This window comes from Pseudochrobactrum sp. B5 (assembly GCF_001939785.1).
GTDB lineage: Bacteria > Pseudomonadota > Alphaproteobacteria > Rhizobiales > Rhizobiaceae > Pseudochrobactrum > Pseudochrobactrum saccharolyticum.
Genome location: NZ_MOYL01000003.1, coordinates 107,845 through 128,139 on the forward strand (window position 1 = coordinate 107,845; position 20,295 = coordinate 128,139).

Sequence of the window (20,295 nt, forward strand, 5' to 3'; positions counted from 1 at the left end):
TCCCCGTTTTCCTGTCAGTCTATTTTTCAATCGGGTTTGGTTTGTGAAAACCATGAATAGTCGTACGGTAAATCTGCTGCCGGTGTGATACCGGCAGCAGATTGTCTGTGTGCGGTCAGAGACCGAAAGTTTGTTTGACAGCTGCAAGGCCGTCTTTACCGTCCAGAGTGGTAACGTCTTTCAGCCATGCATTCAGCGCATCCGGATTGGCTTTGATCCATGCCGTTGCCGCTTTGGCCGGATCTTCACCATCATCCAGAATTTTGCCCATGATCTGGTTTTCCATTTCAAGGGTGAATTCAAGATTGGTCAGGAACTTTCCGACATTCGGGCATTGTTCCGTATAGCCGTTCCAGACATTGGTCTCGACCTTCGCGCCACCGAGATTAGGGCCGAAAAAGTCGTCGCCGCCCTCCAGATAACGCATTTCAAAACGGGAATTCATCGGATGCGGTTCCCAGCCGAGGAAAACGACCGGTTTCTTGGCTTTAATATCTTTGGCAACCTGCGCCAGCATGCCCTGTTCGGAAGACTCCGCCAGTTCAAAGCCCTTCAGATCAAAAGCGCCTTTGGAAATCATGTCGAGGATCAGGCGGTTGCCGTCATTGCCCGGCTCAATACCGTAAATTTTATTGCCGAGCTGATCTTTGAATTTTGCAATATCGGCAAAGCTTTTCAGACCTTCATCATAGGTGAAAGCAGGCACTGCCAATGTGTATTTCGCGCCGGTCAGATTGGTGCGCAGGGTGATGACGGTCTTGTCATCAAGATATGGCTGGAGATCAGCGGCCATGGACGGATTCCAGAAACCGAGGAAAACGTCGATATCTTTTTTGCTGAGCGAAGCATAGGTCACCGGCACAGACAGGATTTTGATATCTGTTTTATAGCCAAGACCTTTGAGAATTTCTGTGGCAACGGCTGTGGTCGAGGTAATATCTGTCCAGCCGACATCAGAGAAGCGGATTGTGGAACAGGCTTCAGGTTCTGCCGCCCATGCACCGCCTGCGCTGCCCGCCATAAGAGCGGCACAGGTAAGCGCCAGCACGGATTTGCGGCTTTTGGCTAAGGACAGGTTGGCAGGGTACAGATGTTTCACTGGCAGAAAACGCATGAATATCTCCATTGACCGGATTATATTTATTTATAGCAGAGCATTTCCGCTTCCCCGAAACTGCTCTGTTGTTTGTTTTTATGCAGTTTGAACAGAAAACCGCAGCACTGTTTTGCGCGACATGTCCCGGCCCCAAATCTAAACAAGCATCAAAGTCCGGAGTCTTCAAGCAGTTTTGTGATCCTAGAATCCGCAAACACGACAATTAACGTCGGAATGAGGCAGGCTAAAAATAATATGCAGTAATTTCAAGGCTAAAGCTGAAAATTAAATTCAGACTCACCGGTTGAACCTGCGCTGTTGCGGTTTATATCAAAGTCGTAATGGCATTATTTATTTGTAAGGCGCCGGTGCCGGTTATGCGGAAGCTGCTTGTGCCGGTTTCAGGTAAAGCGTGCTGAGCGGCTTGTGCCGGATTGAATGATTGCTGTTTAAAAAATCCGGCGCTGTTGCGTATTTCTTTGAAACTATGCAAGGGTTTACAGGAAAAATACCTTTCGGGCTGCGTTCTGTTCAGGATGCGGGGCAAGAGCTGACACAAAGGACAAGATCGTGACGGTCATCGGAAATATCTTTGCTTTTATAGGGCGCATGATTGCAGCGCTGTTGCGGCTGATCGCTGTACCTTTCGGCGCTTTGTGGCGCGTTTATCAGAGCCTCAGCGTCTTGTGGAAAACCCTTATCGCCGTAGCCGTTATCGGTTGGGCGGGCCTGTATGGTTATTTCGTAGTGCAGACACAGGTCTGGACGAATTTTGATCCGGATTATCCGGCAAAATATGCCTATCAAAGTGCTGTCACACCCGGTGAAATTGTTGAGCCGTCAAAAGCGCTTACATCACCGGCAGCCCCATTACCATCATCGGCAGAAAACACATCGCCTGCCGATCCGACGGCACTGCCAGCGGAAGGTGCCACGGGGAGTAATGATAGCACGACAAATAATGCAGCGCCTTCGACTGAGCCAGCCAGCCAGCAGCCTGCGCCGCAAATGGCCTTATCTCAGCCCGCAGGGGCGCGGGTTTGTGCACCATCGGCTCTGGCTGAAGTGACCGCTGAACTGACGGATTTCAATGTGAACCAGAATGCATGGGTCTCTTCCATGCTGTTCTATAAAACAGGTTTCTTCGGACTGGATTGGGACCGGACACCGTTTCTGGATAATAAAGCCTCGTTCCAGCGCGGTGTGCATTCGGCAGTACGCCGCACAACGATTGAACTGGTGGATTCTCTCGGCCGCCTGCGCGGCACCTCGCAGATTGATAATGATCTGCAAAAAGCCCGCGGTAATATGCAGTTCCGTGAGGATACATGGTATTTCGGCTTAAGCCCGTTTGGCCCGAAAACGCCGACACCGAGCTATTATCGTTCCGCTATTAAAGAGCTGCGTGCTTTCAATGCGCGTCTTGAAAAATGCGAGGCAACTTTCGATGCCCGCGCAGACAATCTGATCCAGTATGTAGATCGTATTGCCAGCGATCTCGGTTCGACATCTGCCATTCTGAAAGACCGCTCTGATAATTATCATGCAGGCTGGTTTGACACACGGGCCGACGACCGGTTCTGGTTCGCCTATGGTCAGCTCTACGCTTATTACGGTCTGATCCGCGCAACGCATTCCGACTTTAAAGCCGTTTTGGCTGAGAAACATCTCGATGGTTTGTGGGATACAATGGAGCAGCAATTGCGCTCGGCACTGGATATGCAGCCAACCATCGTTTCCAATGGTCGTCAGGATGCATGGTTCACACCGTCCCATCTGACGACAATGGGTTTCCACATTCTGCGCGTACGCTCCAATCTGGTGGATATCCGTCAGGTTCTTGAACGCTGATTATCAGAGCAGATATGTTTTAAATCACTCTGCCGCGTGTTAGAGCGGTTCCCTTAAACAGGAACCGCTCTATTTATTTCTTTGTCGCATTATCCTACGCAAAACCGTTTCACACTTTTGCTGGAAATGCTCTATAGCGCGGCAGAGTTTTTTACGTGAGATAGAATTATGGAATTATCGGCAGCATTGAGACAGGCTGTAGATGCGCAGTTGCAAGGCGTGGCGCTGGCGGATCTGCAGCGGGCTTCCGGCATCCTCAGCCGTCGTTACCGTGCCGAGACGCGCGATGGAAAATGGCATCTATCCGATGAACTGGCAGCACATGCCTATCTGGCCGCGCGTTTGCCTGCTACTTTTGCTGCTGTGACCTCTGCTTTGCAACATGCGGCTGATATCATCCCAGACTTTGCCCCGCGCAGTCATCTGGATATTGGTGCAGGACCCGGAACCGCATTATGGGCGGCATCTGCCGTCTGGCCGGAGATTGAAACATCGCTTCTTCTGGAAGGCAGCAATGCAATCCGTGCTGTGGGCGAGAAGCTTTCCGCTCATGCACCGGTGGCCGATGTGCAATGGCGTGCCGCCGATGTGACAACGGGGCTGAAAGATGCCAAAGCTGCAGAACTTGTGACACTGGCCTATGTGCTGGATGAACTGAATGAGCCTGCGCGGCAAAAGCTGATTGCGCAATTATGGAACCTGACGGAAGGTATGTTTGTGATTGTGGAGCCCGGAACACCGGCAGGCTGGCAGCGCATTCTCGATGCCAGAGCACAATTGCAGGTTCTGGGCGCGCATATTGCAGCGCCTTGCACTCATAGTCAGGCTTGCGCTGTGCAGGCACCGGACTGGTGTCATTTCTCCCGCCGCGTGGCACGTTCCAAAATCCACCGTCTGACCAAAGAGGCAGATGTGCCTTGGGAGGATGAAAAATTCAGCTATCTGGCTGTCAGCCGTCAGCCGGTATCCCTTTCAGGTCAGCGGGTGCTGATGCAGCCGAAAACCGGTGGCGGGAAAGTTATTGCTAAACTATGCAGCACTGACGGACAGGTTGCAGAACATCTGATTACCAAACGGGACAAAGCCCTGTTTACGCAGGCTCGCCGTGCCGACTGGGGTGATCTGATCGGTGCGGAATAAGATTTGAGATACAAAAAAGCCCGCTTTTCAGCGGGCTTTTTAATGACACATATCAGAAGCGGTAGGTGATACCGGTACCGATCAGCCATGGGTCAAGTTTGGCTTTGCCGCTCATCTGTGCGCCGCCAACGGTTACATCAAAATCAGGACGCAGATAGAGTTTCTTCACGTCGAAGTTGAAGCCCCAATGATCGTCGATCATATAGTCGAAACCAACCTGTAATGCGCCGCCGAAAGTGTTTTTAACTTTCAGATAATTGGCATCATGAGATTTCTGGTTGTAGAAGATGCTGTAATTCACACCGGCACCGACATAAGGCTTGAATGCGCCGAAATCAGTGAAGTGATATTGCAGGGTCAGAGTTGGTGGCAACAGCCAGACTTTACCGACATCCAGACCGTCGATCGCGCCTTTACCGTCAACATTGGCATAGGTCGTACCGAGGATCAGTTCAGCTGCAATATTATTGGTGAAGTAGTAGGAAATATCGAGTTCAGGCACCACTGTGTTGGAATATTTCAGGCCGGAACCCGGAACTTCATTCACATGGCCTTTGTTTTCTGTGATGACGCCAAGCGCACGCACACGAACCTGCCACGGGCTGAGCGCTACCGGGAGCGGTTCCGATACCTGCGGTTCAACCGGTGCGATAACCGCATCTGCGGCCAGTGCAGGCTGCATAGCGATAGCGGTGAGAGCAGTTGCGGCCAGAAGAGCACATGTATGACGATTTGCCGGGAGGATAGCCATGTCTGTTTTCCTTAAAGTCTGAGAATGAAGGCAAACTGACAGCGGGCAGGCGGCTTTCCATTGATTGAAATCAATTGCAGATAATAAAACACCGCATAGCGGGATGTTCGCTATGCGGTGTGATAAAACTGTCACTTAATATGTGAGCTTAGCTGAAACGGGTACGGTCATGCGGTGCATCATAATCAAGCTGCGGGCCGAGAGGGACAACACCGGTCGGATTGATTGTCTTATGGCTCATATAATAGTGGTTTTTGATATGTGTGAAATTCACCGTACCGGCAACGCCCGGCACCTGATAAAGCTCACGCACATAGTTTGAGATATTCGGATAGTCGGCAATCCGTGCTTTGTTACATTTGAAGTGACCGACATAGACCGGATCAAAACGGATCAGTGTGGTGAACAGACGCCAGTCCGCTTCAGTCAGACGGGATCCGGTGAGATAGCGTTGTTTGCCAAGAATGGTCTCGATCCTGTCCAAAGCATCAAACACATTGCTATAGGCTTCTTCATAGGCCTCCTGAGAGGTGGCAAAGCCTGCACGGTAAACGCCGTTATTGATGTTCGGATAGACGAACTCATTCATTGCATCAATTTCTGCGCGGAGATCTTCCGGATAGAAATCAAGCGACGCGTCACCGAATTCATTGAAGGCGGTGTTGAGCATACGGATAATTTCAGCGGATTCATTGGAGACAATGGTCTGCTGCTGTTTGTCCCAGAGAACCGGAACAGTCACGCGGCCGGAATAGTTCGGGTCGGCACGGGTATAGATTTCATAGAGACGTTTGGCACCATAGAGATGATCCGGCGTTGCGCCGTCTTTGCCGGTCAGCGTCCAGCCTTCTTCCGCCATCAGATAATCAACAACTGAGACGCTGATGACATTTTCCAATTTTTTCAGCGCGCGGAAAATCAGTGTGCGATGCGCCCACGGACAGGCCAGCGATATATAGAGGTGATAGCGTCCGGCTTCAGCTTTGAAACCGTCGGTGCCGCTGGGGCCTGCGCTGCCATCTGCTGTGATCCAGTTGCGGAATTGCGAAGCGGAGCGGACAAAGCGGCCGTCTGTGGCTTTCGTATCATACCATTGGTCGTGCCATTTGCCGTCAACTAAGAGACCCATAAGAATATTCCTTATATTGGCCGCGTTAATCCGGATAACTCAACGGCAGCGGCAGAGAATTCTGATCCTTAATGTAATACATAATGCCGGAAAGTCTCGCCTGATCTGGCTGTTTTTGCGAAACACGCTGTCCTGAAAACAGGACGATGTTTTGTTTGGGCTGTTTTTCGGCGCGGCTCTTTACGATCAAAAAAAATGATGTTAAGCAAACACACCGCATCAGTTTGCGGCTATTCACCTTTCAGGAGAACGGAATTGACAGGTCTGCAGTTCATCCGACGATGAAATTGTAAACGGTGCGCGGCACCGGTGGATACCTGTTTGCGTTTTTATGCCCCATAGCGGCGACAAAACACGCGATAATTCTGAAGTCTAAATCTCTGAAATAGTGATGTGCCATGTTGCAGTCTGAACTGACTTACACGCAGGAAACCTGCGCCCACGATGCGGAAATCGAAGAAATCAATGCGCTAGCTTTTGGCCCAGGCAGATTTGTCCGCGCGGCAGCGCGTATCCGCGAGGGCGGGGCGCATGATCGCGATTTGTCTTTTGTGGCTCTTCATGGCGGCAGACTGATCGGCTCCATCAGAATGACACCGATTGCTATCGGTGCAACACCTGCGTTGCTGCTGGGGCCGCTGGTTGTGCGGGATGGCTGGAAAAGCCGCGGCATTGGCCGGATATTGATGAACCAGTCGATGGAAGCCTCAGCAAAAGCAGGGCACAGGCTGAGCCTGCTTGTCGGCGACGCACCTTATTATAATGCTTTTGGCTTTGTGAAAGTGGATGCCCATAAGGTGATTATGCCTGCACCGGTTAATCCGGAGCGGCTGCTTGCCTGTATTCTGCCGGGCGCTGAAACTCTGTCAGGCCCTGCGCTCAATGAGCTTGCGGGGCAGGTTAAGCATCTCAACCAACTTTGATGTAAAAAGCGGTTTCAGTGATCTGAAGCCGCTTCATTTCCTTATTTGCCGCGTATCTTTTCCGATCGAAGCAGGACGAGAAATCAGTCCAGTGAACTGATTTCCCTGCGTAGGCGCTTCACACTTTTCGGGATACGCTCTGGATTCTTGAGCGGTCGCATTATCACTGCCGTCAAGTTGATTCAACTTGACTGTGAAATGCTCTATCGCCCTTCACGATACCATGTGCCGCCGAGAATAAGCAGCAGTGCCGCTAAAGCCAGCAGGCTGGTGAAAAGCGGAATGCGATGCACCGCTACCAGACTTGTATCCTGAGTAGGTCGCAGCCCCAGAAGAGTGGCAGGGCTTTGTTTTTGCGACGGATTCATCAGCGAAACATCGGGCACGGAGATTGCAGCCTGTTCAGCCGTTTCTTTCAGACGCAGAACATTGCCGCCGCTGGCCTGCGCCACAGGCAGCAATTTTTGTGTTGTAGAAATACTGTCGCGCAGTTCCGGCGTGTCCACATTGCCGACATGGGCAAGCACGGAATAATCGCCGTTCTCAATCTTATACAGTCCCTGTTCATCGGCCGGTAATTGCGCTGTAAACTGTCCGGCAACGGATTGTGTCAGCGGCACTTCAATGATTTTGCCGGATGGCGTGGTGACTTTGGCCGGAGCGGCCTTGTCGCTCATGGTCTGGCGGGTAATCTCCAGACGATCCGCTGTGCCTTTGGCCGTCAGCGCTTCTTCTTCCAGCTCCGGTTCCTGCATCAGCCAGTGTGCCATACGGCGATAGAGCGATGCATAAGGTCCGCCACCTTCAAAATCGCGCGCCCAGAGCCAGCCCTGATCGGACAGTAACATGCCGACACGACCTTTGCCCTGATGACCGAGCACCATCAACGGCTTGTTGTCAGGCCCCTGCATGACAGTTTCGCCTTGCGGTGTGGCAATATCAATCGAGCGGAACCAGCGCCCCCATTGCGGCGGTTCCTGTTCACTGCCTTCCAGCCCGCGTGTAACAGGATGGCGTTTTCCGGCTTCAGTCAGACGCGGATAAAAGCCTTTTTCCGTGACATCACCGGTTGGCAATGCAGGCAAAACGCTGAGCAGCGGCGTGCGTGCAATCGACATACTGTCTGCATATTCAGGGCCTGCGGCGATCAGCAGAGCACCGCCATTTTGCACATATTGGGCGATATAATCATAATAGAGCAGCGGCAGCACATTCCGGTGCTGATAGCGGTCGAAAATAATCAGATCGAAATCTTCTACCTTATCGACGAATAATTCGCGCGTCGGAAACACAATCAGCGATAATTCATTGATCGGCGTGTCATCCTGCTTTTCCGGCGGACGCAGAATGGTGAAATGCACGAGATCGACAGAGGTGTCGGATTTCAGCAGGTTGCGCCATGTGCGTTCGCCATTATTCGGTTCACCGGATACCAGCAGCACACGCAGATTTTCGCGAATTGCATCAATCAGTGCAACGGCCTGATTATTGGCGGCGGTGACTTCACCACTCAGCGGTTCTGTGGCGATTTCCACAATATTGCGACCGGCATGGGGCAGGGTGATCTCGGTTTTGACATCCTGACCAATGGCTGCCGGAACTGTGGCGACCAGTTCGCCATTGATACGGATGGTGACGCTGGACTGTGATGCATCCACCGGAATTTTTCCGGCATCTTCCACACGGAAAACCAGTTCCTGCGGCTTGCCGCTGAGGCCGAAGCGCGGCACACGGATGAAGCGGATACTGCGGTCGAATTCATCGCCGGCACCGGTAATCAGCGCATGAAGCGGTGCCTTAAAGTTCAGCTCGTCTGCTTTCGCAGGCACATCATGCACCTGACCATCGGTAATCATAACCGCACCGCCGATGCGTGACGGCGGTACGTCGCGCAGGCCTTCATTCAGGGCTGTAAATAAGCGTGTATTGTCGCGGTTTTCCGTACCGGAACCGGCTTCGATAATCCGTGTTTCAATACCGGATTGTGCGCCGAGCTGTTGCTTTAAAGCTTCAAGCGCGGCATCCGTATCCTGTGTGCGGTTGCCCTGAGACTGGCTGGCGCTGCGGTCAACCACAATGCCGACAATGGTTTTGAGCTGCTCGCGCTGCTCACGTGTGATCTCCGGATTAAACAAAGCCAGAGCAAGCGCTGCAAAACCGCCAAAACGCAACCAGCTGCCGCGTTTGCATAAGAACAAGCCAGCCAGAGTAATGAGAGCCAGCGGAGCCAGACAAAGTCCGAGCCAAAGCGGTGAGAGCAGGGGTGAGAAATGCAGGGAAAACAGGCTCATTATCAGTTCCCCAGCCGTTCGAGCAAAGCGGGCACATGCACCTGATCTGCTTTGTAATTACCGGTCAGCACATACATAACCATATTCACACCGCCACGCAGCGCATAAATGCGCTGCATCGGATCATTCGGCACGGTCGGATATAGCGGTTGCCAGTTTTCATCCATCGCCCATGCACCGGCCAGATCATTGGCGGTGATAAGGATCGGGCTGACACCATCACCATTGCGCACAGGCCTGTCGGCGGGCTGGTCAGCAGCATCCGGATTATCGACAGGGGCTTCCGCCCAAAGCGGGCTGCCACGATAGCGTCCGGGAAAATCCGGCATCAGAAAGAAAGTTTTGCTCAGCACATGATTATCAGCAACGGGTGCAAGAGGCGGAACATTCATCGCATCCAGCATATCACGCAGCCGCTGCGTGGCAGGACTGGTGCCATTCAACCCACCGGTATCGCCGGAGAGCTGGTCGCGGGTGTCGAAAATCACCGTGCCGCCCTGCTGCATATAGGCATCAATGCGCTGCAGCGCTTTTTCACTCGGAAAAGGTGCTTTTTCATCAACCGGCCAATAGATCATCGGATAGAAAGCGAGCTCATCTTTTTCCGGATTAATACCGACCGGCGCACCGGGTTCCAGTGAGGTTTTATCCGCAACAAACTGATTGAGACCGCTAAGCCCGATACGGCTTACATCATCTGTCGCTTTGTCGCCGGTAATCACATAAGCCAGATGTGTGACATCCAGCACGTCAATCTTTGCCTGATCGTCGGGCTTGCTATCGTCTCTGGCCTGCGCTTCCTGTGCCATAACCGGCTGAACTATGAAGGGCATAGCTGTCAGACTTGCGGATAAAGCGAACAGGATAAGCAGGGATTTCACGGCGCCGGACGCTTTACCGGTGAAATTGCGCGATCTGTTCCGCGAGAAAGTGCCGCCGATCCACAAAATCAGCAAACCATCTAGCGCCAGCAATATTGCGGCCAGCGCAAAGAGCGAGCCTTGCAGATTAACGGTCTGTGCCTTGGTGGCTGGTACCATTGCAAGATTGGTCGTCATTTCCGGTTTGGTAAGCGGGTTCAGAACTGTGTCACTCTTCATCAGGTTCAGTGCTTTATAAGCCTGTTCTGTGCCGTAAAGTCCGGGCGGATTAAGCAGGGATGCTTCCGGTGTTTTACCTTTTTCAATCACCAGCGGCTGCGCAGCTGCGGGCTGGCCTGTCAGATTACCTGCGGCATCCAGCAGGCGATAGGCAGGTAGTGTCACTGTTTGCTCACCGGCTGCATTGGCAGCCTGTGCGCCGGATGTTTCGGTAAGCCTGCGCAGAAGATCAACAAATCCGCCTGAGAGCGGCAGGTTAGACCAGCCGATATCCGGTGCGATATGAAACAGAACCAAGCGCCCCGCGCCACGGTTTTCACCGGTAATCAGCGGTGTACCATCGGCAAGATTGAGCCAGCTTTTTTGCATCAGATGCGGTGACGGCTCTGCCAGAACCTGTCGCAATACTGTGACATCATCGGGCAGCTGAATATTGCGGAACGGGCTGTTTTCCGGTGCGGGAGCGACGGGTTGCGGCGTTGACCATGATAAAGTGCCGCCAAGATTGCGCTGACCGCTGCGCAACTGTACCGGCAGCAGCGGATCGCGTTTGGTGTCCGTATCGCTTTGTGCTGCCGCCAGACGCGGGCCGGCAAAGCGCAGCAATGTGCCGCCGTTTTCAACCCATTGCATCAGTTTTGCAGCTGTGCTTTCCGGTAGTCTGCCGATATCCGACAAGACAATGACGGAGGGTTTCTGCTCCAGCAGACGGTCAACTGACTGGCTCAGGTCGCGGTCATTGGCGTTGATAAGATCGGCAAAAGGTGCCAGTGCCGAGGAAATATAATGCAATGGCGACAACAGCGAATGTGCTTTGTCAGCATTGCTTGCATCCAGCAGGCCGACACGGCGGCGGCGGTTATTCTCATCCAGTAACCATGTGGCTGCGGCATGGCGCATCTGGTCTGCCCGCACCATGGCAATATCATTGCGCAACTCAACCGGAATGGTCATTTGCGCTATGGTCTTGGTTTCTTTCTCGGCAAAATCCGCCTGTGTCTGGGCTAAGACGCGCCCCTGATTATCATAGGCGCTGAGCTGAACTTTGGCTGCCTGCACATCATTGGACGGGCGCAACAGATCAATTACCAATGCATTCTGCTGATTGGCTACACCCTGAACGGCAAAAAGCTGCTGACTGTCCGGCATAATCAGCTGAATAGTTGTGGCTTTCAGCTTGTCGAGAGCCGTAAAGGCTTGCTGATCCTGCGCAGTCTCCAGTCCGTCATTCAGATAAAAAATACGGCTTTCCGGTGTATTGTTCAGAGCAGTGCCAAGACGTTCAGCGGCAGCCAGACGTTCAACCGGAACAGCACGCGGCTCCAGTGCCTGTAGACGTTCCAGCGCCTGCGCAGCGGTGAAAGGCCCGCTTGCTGTGTTTTGCGGGTCGGCGGTGGCAATCAGATAGACCGGAGCATCATTTTTCTCAGCATTGGAGATCAGCCATTGCGCCTGATTTTCATAGGCTGCCCATTGCGGGGCAGAAGCCCAGCCATTGTCGATCATGATGACAACCGGCTGCGCGCCGGTGAAAGTGATCGGCTGTGGTTTCCATACCGGCCCTGCAACGGCGAAGATCACCAGAGCGGCCAGAACCAGACGCAGCAGCGTCAGCCACCACGGGCTTTTGCTGGCTTCCTGATCGTGACGGGCAATTTTTGCCAGAATGGCCAGTGGCGGAAACGGTTCCTGTGCCGGTTTCGGCGGCGTTGCACGCAACAGCCACCAGATAACGGGCAGAGTGAGTAGACCGGCAAGCAGCCACGGGGCAGTAAAAATCAGCGGCATTTACGCGGCGCCTCCGCCGGTGGAAGAATGATGTCCGAGAAAGCCATGGAGTGTGGTCAGAGCCTGTGCTGCCGGTTTATCTGTGGTGCTGGTGATAAAACTCCAGCCAAAACGGGTACAGGTTTCACGCAGAAAATCGCGCTGTGCCTGATAGAGCCTGCGATAATCTTCCGCATAATTCTGCGCCCGACCGGCGACGAGAATTTGACCGGATACAGGGTCTCTGAATTCTGTGCGGCCGGAAAACGGAAAATCTGCCTCCGCAGGATCGGCAACGGCGATGAGATGCGCACGGATACCGCGTCTGGCAATCTGGTCAAGCTTCGCGCTGAGTATATCGGCAGGCTGCAGAAAATCGCTGATGAGCACCAGTTCATTAAAACGCTGCAAAGGCTGAAGATCAGGTTGCGCTGCTAAAGTACCGGTTTGCAACAAGGCTGTTGCCAGACGCTCTGCACCATTGCGGGCGAGCAATGGCGGCAGCACATCAGGATAGGCAATACGTTCACCGGAGCGGCTGAACAGTTCTGCCAGCGCCAGCGTCAGCACCAATGCGCGGTGCTGTTTGGAAACCGGACTGAAACGGGATTGATAGAGCATAGATGGCGACGGGTCGCACCACAGCCAGATCGTATGAGCGGTTTCCCATTCACGGTCACGCATATAGGTATGATCGTCACGGGCTGAGCGCCGCCAGTCAATGCGCGAGAGCATATCGCCCTGCGCATAAGGGCGGAACTGCCAGAAATTATCGCCGGTGCCGCGTTTGCGTCTGCCATGCCAGCCATTGATGACAGAGCCGGCAATATGGCGTGCCTGCGTAATCAGATCAGGCATCAGTGCCGCCTGCCTGCGCGATGGCGCCAGCAGGTCAACGGCCTGTTCAGAACGGGTTATGGCACCGGTTGCTGTCATCAGTTGAGCGCCTGTGTCAGTTTGGCAATCACATCACGCACGCCCACACCATCGGCACGTGCGGCAAAATTGAGAGCCATACGATGCTGGAGAACCGGTTCTGCCAAGGCTTTCACATCATCAACAGAAGGAGCAAGGCGTCCTTCATAGAGTGCGCGCGCACGGGTGCAGAGCATTAGTGCCTGACCGGCACGCGGGCCAGGGCCCCAGCTGATATGGTTTTTCGCATGGTCATTATCGGCATCAGGACGGGCTGAGCGAACCAGTTTCAGAATAGCTTCAAGCACAGTTTCCGGCACCGGCATCTGACGGATCAGCTGCTGGATTTCCTGCAGGCGTGTGGCTTCAATCACTTTGGCTGGCCGTGCCTGCATTGTGCCGGTGGTATTGAGCAGCACCGCACGTTCCGCATCAATATCCGGATAATCCAGATCAATCTGCATCAGAAAACGGTCGAGCTGTGCTTCCGGCAGCGGATAGGTGCCTTCCTGTTCCAGCGGGTTTTGCGTTGCCAGCACATGGAACGGGCTTGGCAGATCATGGCGCTGACCGGCTACGCTGACATGATATTCCTGCATTGCCTGCAACAAAGCAGACTGCGTGCGCGGCGATGCACGGTTGATCTCATCGGCCATCAGCAGCTGTGCGAAAACTGGCCCTTTAATATAACGGAAAGAACGGCGTCCGTCGCTGTCCTGATCCATGACTTCAGAGCCGATAATATCGGACGGCATCAGATCAGGTGTAAACTGGATACGTTTTTCATCAAGGCCGAGGACAGTGCCCAGCGTTTCTACCAGACGGGTTTTGGCAAGCCCCGGCACACCGACGAGCAGGGCATGGCCACCGGCCAGCAATGCGACCAGCGTATTTTCAACCGCTTGCTCCTGACCGTAAATAACCTGTCCGATTTGCTGACGGATCAGATTAATGTCACTGGCAGCCTGATCGGCAGCCCGTATCACGGCATCAGGATCAATTTTCGACGCAGCGGTAAAATTCATGATGTCCTCTTTATTCCAGATCAGATGCTTTATCTGGTTTACTTGAATCATCGGGCAAGACTATGTCATGCTGACGGGAGCGTAAATGGCACAGTTCGCATTAACCGGAATGCACCGGACTGTCAGGCACAGGTCTTAACAGGAAACTGAAATGAACAGCGGTAATATATCGAAAAATAAGGAAACTGCTGATGTTGATGCCGGTTCTGTCACCAGTTCTGCCACGAGCTCTGCAAGCGGGCTTGATGCGTTGATGCGCCGTGCCGCCAGCCAGTTGCCTGAAGGCAAAGAAGGCAAAGGTCTGCCACCGGTGGAGCGCTGGGAGCCGGATTTTTGCGGCGAGCTGGATATGGAAATCAAAGCCGACGGCACATGGTTCTATATGGGCACGCCGATCGGCCGCCCTGCATTGGTGCGTCTGTTCTCAACCGTGTTGCGCAAGGATGCCGACGGTAAAACCTATCTGGTAACACCGGTGGAAAAAATCGCCATCCGTGTGGAAGATGCGCATTTCAATGCCGTGGAGATGCATGTTTCCGGCGAGGGAGAGGCGCAGGTTCTCACTTTCCGCACCAATGTCGGCGATGTGGTTGAGGCGGGAGAGCAGCATCCGCTGCGTTTTGTAACGGATAGTGAAACCGGCGGTTTCAAACCTTATATATTGGTGAGAGGGCGGCTGGAGGCGCTGGTCAGCCGTGCGGTCATGTATGATCTGGCAGCACTCGGAGAAGAACTGATGATTGACGGAAAGCTGATGTTTGCCTTGCGCTCCAATGGCCGGATATTTCCGGTGATGCCGGTTGAACAATTACAGTGATACAATGAAAAACTTGATGACTGATACAGGTTTTACCGCACAGGATCTGATGCGGAGAGTTGAACAGAAACAAAGCTTTATGACGGTTGCTGATGAATTTGATTCAGGCGGCCTGCCTTTGTCCGGCGATCATGCACTCAATCCCCAATGGACTGCCTCTCATGTGATGGCGGGAGCTGATCCGCGGCTGAAAATTAAACTCAAACCGGCGGCGGTGCTGATCCCCGTGGTGGATCACGGCGACCATGCCAGTGTGTTGCTGACCACGCGCAATGCGCAAATGCGCAGCCATTCCGGTCAGGTTGCTTTTCCCGGTGGCAAGATTGATGCTGAGGATCTGAGTCCTGAACATGCGGCTCTGCGTGAAGCCCATGAAGAAATCGGACTGGATGCACGGCAGACGCAGACACTCGGCCGTCTGCCGCAATATATGACCGGCAGCGGCTATACGATTACGCCGGTGCTGGCAGTGATACGGACACCATTTGAGCTCCATGCCAATCCCGATGAGGTGGCGGATATTTTTGAAGTGCCGCTGCATTTTCTGATGGATCCTCAGCAGCATCAACGTGAGAGCCGGATGTTTGCGGGGCATGAGCGGTTTTTCTATGCCATCCATTATCAGAATCGGAATATCTGGGGCGCAACAGCGGGGATTATCCGCAGCCTCTATGAAAGGCTTTATGCGTGAGTGAAAAGACAACAACTGTGCTGAATATTGCAGATCGTGCGGAGTGGCTTGCCGTGCCGTCTTTGCAGCAATTGCTGGCAGCACTGGCTGAAGATGGTGAAGAAGCGCGGGTGGTTGGCGGTGCCGTGCGCAATACCCTTCTGGGCGAACCGGTGGGCGATATTGATATTGCCTCCACAACCCTGCCGGAAGAGACCAAAGCGCGTGCCGAGAAATGCGGTTTTAAAGTCGTGCCGACCGGCATTGACCATGGCACAGTGACTGTTGTTGCCCATGGTGTGCCCTATGAGGTGACAACTTTGCGCGCCGATGTGGAAACGCATGGACGGCAGGCCACGGTCGCTTTTGGCCGTGACTGGCAGGTTGATGCCGAGCGTCGGGACTTTACCGTCAATGCGCTTTATGTGCGTGCCAATGGCGATGTGGTGGATCATGTCGGCGGGCTTACGGATATTGAAAAGCGCGAGTTGCGTTTTATCGGCGATGCCGAGACACGGATTACGGAAGATTATCTGCGTATCCTGCGCTTCTTCCGTTTCTTTGCGTGGTATGGCTCGGGGCGGCCGGATGCGGCGGGGTTGAAAGCCTGCGCCAAGCTGAAAAGCCATTTGCAGACATTGTCCGCTGAACGGGTATGGTCAGAACTGAAGAAGCTGCTTTCTGCTCCCGATCCGTCACGTGCCTTGCTATGGATGCGCCAGTCCGGTGTGCTGACCCAAATTTTGCCGGAGAGTGAGAAATGGGGCATTGACGCTATTCATGCGCTGGTGCGCAGTGAACGCGATCTGGGCTGGAAGCCGGATGCTCTGCTGCGCTTGCAGGCGATTGTGCCGCCGGATGCAGCGCGCATGGCCGAGCTTGGCAAGAGACTGCGCCTGTCCAATGCCGATAAAGCCCGTCTGGAAAGCTGGGCGCTGGTTGATCTGCCTAAGCCGGAACTGTCGGAAACAGGTTTGATTAAGCTGATTTATAGCGGCTCACGGCAGGCTTTAGTTGACCGGATTAAGCTGGCGCTGGTGTCAGCGCGTGCAGAGGCTGAAAATGATAATCAGGCGATGATACGCGCAGGTCAGTACAGCCGTTTACTGGATGTGGCAGTGCAGGCTGAAATACCGGTATTTCCGGTCAGCGGAGCTGATCTGATGAAGCTGGGTTTTGAGAAAGGCCCTGAGCTTGGCAAGCAACTCAAAACACTGGAGGCGGCATGGCTGGCTTCCGGATTTGAGCTCAGTAAAGAAAATTTGTTAGCAACATTATCCTGACATATCGGGGCGGAAATTCCGCCCCGTTTTTGTTTTTAGCTGCCGGTTCAGATGATTAATGCGATTTCTGCAGGTCATGATTCATCTGAGGTGATTTAAATATTTTCAGAATTCCGGAGTTGCGTATCATGGATAAAAAATTGCGATCAGCGGCATTATTGGCTTTTGCGCTGACAAGCGTAGCGAGTTTTCAGGTTCAGGCCGGAGAGAAGGGGATTGTAACGGAATGTGCTGTGGTCATGGATGCCGCAACGCAGAAAATCCTTTCCCGTAAAGGTGTTTGCGACAAACGCTTTACACCGGCATCGACGTTTAAAGTGCCGCTTGCCGTGATTGGTTATGACAAAAATATCCTCCGCTCGGAGCATGATCCGGTCTGGCAGTGGAAGCCTGAAATGGAAGCGCCGGAACGTGACCGGATTGCAGTTGATCCGGCGCGGTGGCTGGAGCAGTCGGTTGTCTGGTATTCACGTGAGATCACAAAACAGTTGGGACAGAAGCAGTTTTCCGAAGCTGTTGCAGCGCTTGATTACGGGAATAAGGATGTTTCTGGCAGAGCCGGAAAACAAGACGGGCTGACAGGTTCATGGATCGGCTCTTCACTGGAGATTTCACCGGACGAGCAGGTACAATTTCTGAATAAGCTCGTGCATGAGACTTTGCCGGTTTCCAAGCAGGCGCAGCAGAAAACCAAAGCTGCCATGACGGTTTTTACATCGGAAAAAGGCTGGAAAGTTACCGGCAAAACCGGCGCTGCGCGGTTGCGTGATGCAAATGGCAAATTTGCAGGGGAGCAGCGCTTAGGCTGGTTTGTCGGTTGGGCGGAAAAGGATGGCCGTCAATTGGTTTTTGCCAATATGCAGGTCTTTGACAAGGCATTAAAGACCAGCCCTGGACTACTGATCCGCGGGCAGTTCCTGAAAAATTTTGATCAATAAAGAACGGCGCTCTCATAAAAAAAACGGGGGCTGGTGCCCCCGTTCTGATTTTATATTAAGGCCATTTCACCACTGGCGGCATGGAAGACAGGATCGAGGCGATATTACCGCCGGTCTTGAGACCGAAGATCGTGCCACGGTCATGCAGCAGGTTGAATTCTACATAGCGGCCGCGACGGATCAGCTGTTCCTCGCGGTCAGCATCTGTCCATGGCTGATTGAAGTTCTGGCGCACAATATGCGGATAGACCACGGCAAAGCAGCGGCCGACATCGCGGGTAAATGCAAAGTCTGCATCCCAGCCGCCCTGTTCATCGCCTGAATGCAGCCAGTCATAGAAGATGCCGCCAATACCGCGCGGTTCCTGACGATGCGGCAGATAGAAATATTCATCGCACCATTGTTTCATGCGGTCGTAATCGGCAATGCCTGCATGTTTGTTGCAGACGAAATTCAGCGCCTTATGAAAAGCCTGACTGTCGGTATCTTCCTGCGTGCGGCGACGGTCAAGCACAGGGGTCAGATCGGCACCACCGCCGAACCACTGGCGTGTCGTCACAACCATACGTGTATTCATATGCACTGCCGGTACATTCGGGTTTTGCGGATGGGCAATCAGCGAAAGACCGCTCGCCCAGTAGCGCGGATCTTCATCGGCACCCGGAATCTGGGCGCGGAACTCCGGCGAAAACTCGCCATAGACAGTGGAGACATGCACGCCGACTTTTTCAAAAACGCGGCCATGCATCATCGACATAACACCGCCGCCGCCACGGCCTTCGTCTTTTGCCCAAGGGGTGCGGACAAAGCGGCCAGCTTCACGGTCGCTGAGCGGGCCTGTCAGTTCGTCTTCAAGGGTTTCAAACAGGGAGCAGATACGGTCACGTAATTCTTCGAACCAGTTTTGTGCCAGTTGTTTTTTGTCTTCAAGATTATCTGGAAGATGAGCTGGAAGATCCGGACGTTGCATGCTTGGTTCCTTATTATGTTTTGGGAGCTTTGGGCGAAGCCGCAGCGCCAGCATATCAGCAGCTGTCAACAGGTTATATAGTCTTCATAAACCGGATTATGTTTATGAAAGCTTTCTGCTTTTCGGAAAATGACAGATTTCGTTCATACTTTACAGCGATAACAGGCGCGGAAATGACTCGTTTCGGATGAGATTCTGCTGTAAATTGCACTATAGAGTTGTAAGTCTCTGTGCAGCTTCTGCTTGTAGTGTGTGTAAACATATTTGAGTGTTGAGCGTGATGCTTATTCTGCTTTGTCTTTTTGCCCCATACGGGCGCTGTAAAGGAGATCGCTTATGACATCCATTCCGCCGAAACCGCCATTGGAAGGTTTGCGCAGGCAGATGCGCAAAGCAGCATCCGGCGTGAAGCCGAATATCAGCGACGGCTATATTCGCGAAACATTTTCACTGCCACGCAGCATAGCGCGGGTTAAGGCGCGGGAATGGTTTGAAACCTATCCGAAAGCTGCTTACTGGACAGAGATTGAAAGCTGGTATGTGCGCCCGAATGATGTGATTGAATTCACGATCAGACGTCTGCCAAGCTCGGACTAAGCAAGTTACCGCTGTTTGCTCATGTTCTGATTCAAGAGGGTCAGAATATGATTCCGCTTTTCTTTTTAATTGGCTGATATTTAAAGATTTATTCTAAATTTTACCCTGTCGAGCAGCCTCTAGCTTTTATTTTGTCGAATAGCTTCTAGCCTTTAACCTGTCGAATAGCTTCTCCGGCGGCCATCGCCACCGAAAGCGCGAGGTTGAGTGAGCGTGCGCCTTCGACCATCGGGATGATAATCCGCTCTTCACAGGTCTCATGTACGTAATCCGGCACGCCGGCAGATTCACGGCCAAACAGCAGAATGTCATCCGGCCGGTAGCTGAAATCCGTATAGGGTTGTGCTGCCTTGGTGGAAAGCAGCACCAGCCTGCGGTTTTCAGACAAGCGCCAGTTGTTGAAATGCTCCCAGTCGAGATGGCGGGTCAGCGCTGCCTGTTCCAGATAATCCATGCCCGCCCGTTTCAGCCCGCGATCGGAGAGGTCAAAACCGGCTGGTTCAATCACATGCACGGCCAGTCCGAGACAGGCTGCCATGCGCAAGATGGTTCCGGTATTGCCGGGAATGTCAGGCTGGAAGAGGGCGATATGTATTGTCATCAGGCTTTTGCTTCTGTTTCGGGTGGCATCAGATAAGCGGCCTATAGCATATAATTTCAAACAATAAGAATTGTGTGCAATCTGTCACAGTTTAATGTGTTCTCGGTAAAGTGAAGAGAAAAGAACGAGCAGTGACTAGCCGGTAAAATAACATGGTGCTATACGGATCATCCATTTTATCAGATTGGCCATGCCAGATTGACCAAGAAGGAGGCTGTGATGAATATTAAGATTTCTTTGAATCTTTGCCCAGTTGCAGCCGCACCTGTATCCGGCGTGATTAACCCCGCTCCGGTAGCTTTCATGGCGGGTACCGCACCAATCGAAGCTGTGGTATCTTCTCCCGAATTGTTTTTGCGGGCGTTGCGCTGAACGGGACTGTTAAAATGAGCGTATATATCAGATTGCTGTAGCAAACCACCTGATAGCCT

17 protein-coding genes and 1 pseudogene are annotated in these 20,295 nt (G+C 53.0%); 9 read left to right on the forward strand and 9 right to left on the reverse strand.

Going from position 1 to position 20,295, the window contains the following annotated elements; all coding sequences use genetic code 11:
- Positions 1–115: 115 nt before the first annotated feature.
- Positions 116–994: pseudogene (locus BKD14_RS10890) on the reverse strand (choline ABC transporter substrate-binding protein); the annotation flags it as partial.
- A gap of 711 nt (positions 995–1,705) precedes the next feature.
- On the opposite strand from BKD14_RS10890, the gene BKD14_RS10895 reads away from it, so the two are divergent.
- Positions 1,706–2,947, forward strand: coding sequence for a DUF2333 family protein (locus BKD14_RS10895; protein ID WP_075656364.1), 1,242 nt, complete (start codon positions 1,706–1,708; stop codon positions 2,945–2,947).
- Between the two features lie 168 nt (positions 2,948–3,115).
- Positions 3,116–4,087 (forward strand): small ribosomal subunit Rsm22 family protein, encoded by a 972-nt coding sequence (locus tag BKD14_RS10900; RefSeq protein ID WP_075655995.1) that lies wholly within the window; start codon positions 3,116–3,118, stop codon positions 4,085–4,087.
- 52 nt (positions 4,088–4,139) lie between these two features.
- Here the strand turns inward: BKD14_RS10900 and BKD14_RS10905 are convergent, their stop codons facing one another.
- Both BKD14_RS10905 and BKD14_RS10910 read right to left on the reverse strand, forming a co-directional pair.
- Entirely contained in the window at positions 4,140–4,838 is a 699-nt protein-coding gene (locus BKD14_RS10905; protein WP_075655997.1) for an OmpW family protein, read from the reverse strand.
- A gap of 148 nt (positions 4,839–4,986) precedes the next feature.
- Positions 4,987–5,967 carry a glutathione S-transferase family protein gene (locus tag BKD14_RS10910; protein WP_075655999.1) on the reverse strand — a complete coding sequence of 327 codons (981 nt, stop codon included), beginning with the start codon at positions 5,965–5,967 and terminating at the stop codon, positions 4,987–4,989.
- 398 nt (positions 5,968–6,365) lie between these two features.
- On the opposite strand from BKD14_RS10910, the gene BKD14_RS10915 reads away from it, so the two are divergent.
- A complete protein-coding gene (locus tag BKD14_RS10915) occupies positions 6,366–6,890 on the forward strand; it encodes an N-acetyltransferase (RefSeq protein WP_075656001.1) in 525 nt (174 codons plus the stop codon).
- A 203-nt stretch (positions 6,891–7,093) separates the two neighbouring features.
- Here BKD14_RS10915 and BKD14_RS10920 read toward each other — a convergent pair whose 3' ends face one another.
- Genes BKD14_RS10920 through BKD14_RS10935 form a run of 4 tightly spaced genes read right to left on the reverse strand, consistent with a single transcriptional unit; the run spans position 7,094 to position 13,988 of the window.
- Positions 7,094–9,181: a glutamine amidotransferase gene (locus tag BKD14_RS10920; RefSeq protein ID WP_075656003.1), complete on the reverse strand. Its 2,088-nt coding sequence runs from the start codon at positions 9,179–9,181 to the stop codon at positions 7,094–7,096.
- Positions 9,182–9,183: 2 nt separating this feature from the next.
- On the reverse strand, positions 9,184–12,069 hold the full coding sequence (locus tag BKD14_RS10925; protein WP_075656005.1) for a DUF4159 domain-containing protein: 2,886 nt from the start codon (positions 12,067–12,069) through the stop codon (positions 9,184–9,186).
- Entirely contained in the window at positions 12,070–12,984 is a 915-nt protein-coding gene (locus BKD14_RS10930; RefSeq protein ID WP_075656007.1) for a DUF58 domain-containing protein, read from the reverse strand. It abuts the gene before it with no gap.
- Positions 12,984–13,988, reverse strand: coding sequence for a MoxR family ATPase (locus BKD14_RS10935; RefSeq protein WP_075656366.1), 1,005 nt, complete (start codon positions 13,986–13,988; stop codon positions 12,984–12,986). The genes BKD14_RS10930 and BKD14_RS10935 overlap by 1 nt, the downstream gene beginning before the upstream one ends.
- A gap of 253 nt (positions 13,989–14,241) precedes the next feature.
- Between BKD14_RS10935 and BKD14_RS10940 the strand changes: the two genes are divergently transcribed.
- The 4 genes from BKD14_RS10940 to blaOXA all read left to right on the forward strand — a co-directional run bounded on the left by BKD14_RS10940 (position 14,242) and on the right by blaOXA (position 17,696).
- Positions 14,242–14,805, forward strand: coding sequence for a DUF1285 domain-containing protein (locus BKD14_RS10940; protein ID WP_245293630.1), 564 nt, complete (start codon positions 14,242–14,244; stop codon positions 14,803–14,805).
- Positions 14,806–14,821: 16 nt separating this feature from the next.
- The gene (locus tag BKD14_RS10945) at positions 14,822–15,496 is read left to right on the forward strand and encodes a CoA pyrophosphatase (RefSeq protein ID WP_075656368.1); all 675 of its coding nucleotides are present in this window, start codon (positions 14,822–14,824) and stop codon (positions 15,494–15,496) included.
- A 20-nt stretch (positions 15,497–15,516) separates the two neighbouring features.
- Positions 15,517–16,758: a CCA tRNA nucleotidyltransferase gene (locus BKD14_RS10950; RefSeq protein ID WP_075656370.1), complete on the forward strand. Its 1,242-nt coding sequence runs from the start codon at positions 15,517–15,519 to the stop codon at positions 16,756–16,758.
- Between the two features lie 128 nt (positions 16,759–16,886).
- Positions 16,887–17,696, forward strand: a complete 810-nt coding sequence (gene blaOXA / locus BKD14_RS10955; RefSeq protein WP_075656012.1) for a class D beta-lactamase — start codon at positions 16,887–16,889, stop codon at positions 17,694–17,696.
- A 55-nt stretch (positions 17,697–17,751) separates the two neighbouring features.
- Here the strand turns inward: blaOXA and hemF are convergent, their stop codons facing one another.
- Entirely contained in the window at positions 17,752–18,666 is a 915-nt protein-coding gene (gene hemF / locus BKD14_RS10960) for an oxygen-dependent coproporphyrinogen oxidase (RefSeq protein WP_075656014.1), read from the reverse strand.
- Positions 18,667–19,002: 336 nt separating this feature from the next.
- On the opposite strand from hemF, the gene BKD14_RS10965 reads away from it, so the two are divergent.
- Positions 19,003–19,263: a hypothetical protein gene (locus BKD14_RS10965; RefSeq protein WP_022710117.1), complete on the forward strand. Its 261-nt coding sequence runs from the start codon at positions 19,003–19,005 to the stop codon at positions 19,261–19,263.
- Between the two features lie 145 nt (positions 19,264–19,408).
- On the opposite strand, the gene BKD14_RS10970 is transcribed toward BKD14_RS10965, so the two are convergent.
- Positions 19,409–19,867: a tRNA (cytidine(34)-2'-O)-methyltransferase gene (locus tag BKD14_RS10970; RefSeq protein ID WP_028233436.1), complete on the reverse strand. Its 459-nt coding sequence runs from the start codon at positions 19,865–19,867 to the stop codon at positions 19,409–19,411.
- Positions 19,868–20,083: 216 nt separating this feature from the next.
- On the opposite strand from BKD14_RS10970, the gene BKD14_RS19315 reads away from it, so the two are divergent.
- Positions 20,084–20,236: a hypothetical protein gene (locus tag BKD14_RS19315; protein ID WP_175576092.1), complete on the forward strand. Its 153-nt coding sequence runs from the start codon at positions 20,084–20,086 to the stop codon at positions 20,234–20,236.
- Positions 20,237–20,295: the final 59 nt, after the last annotated feature.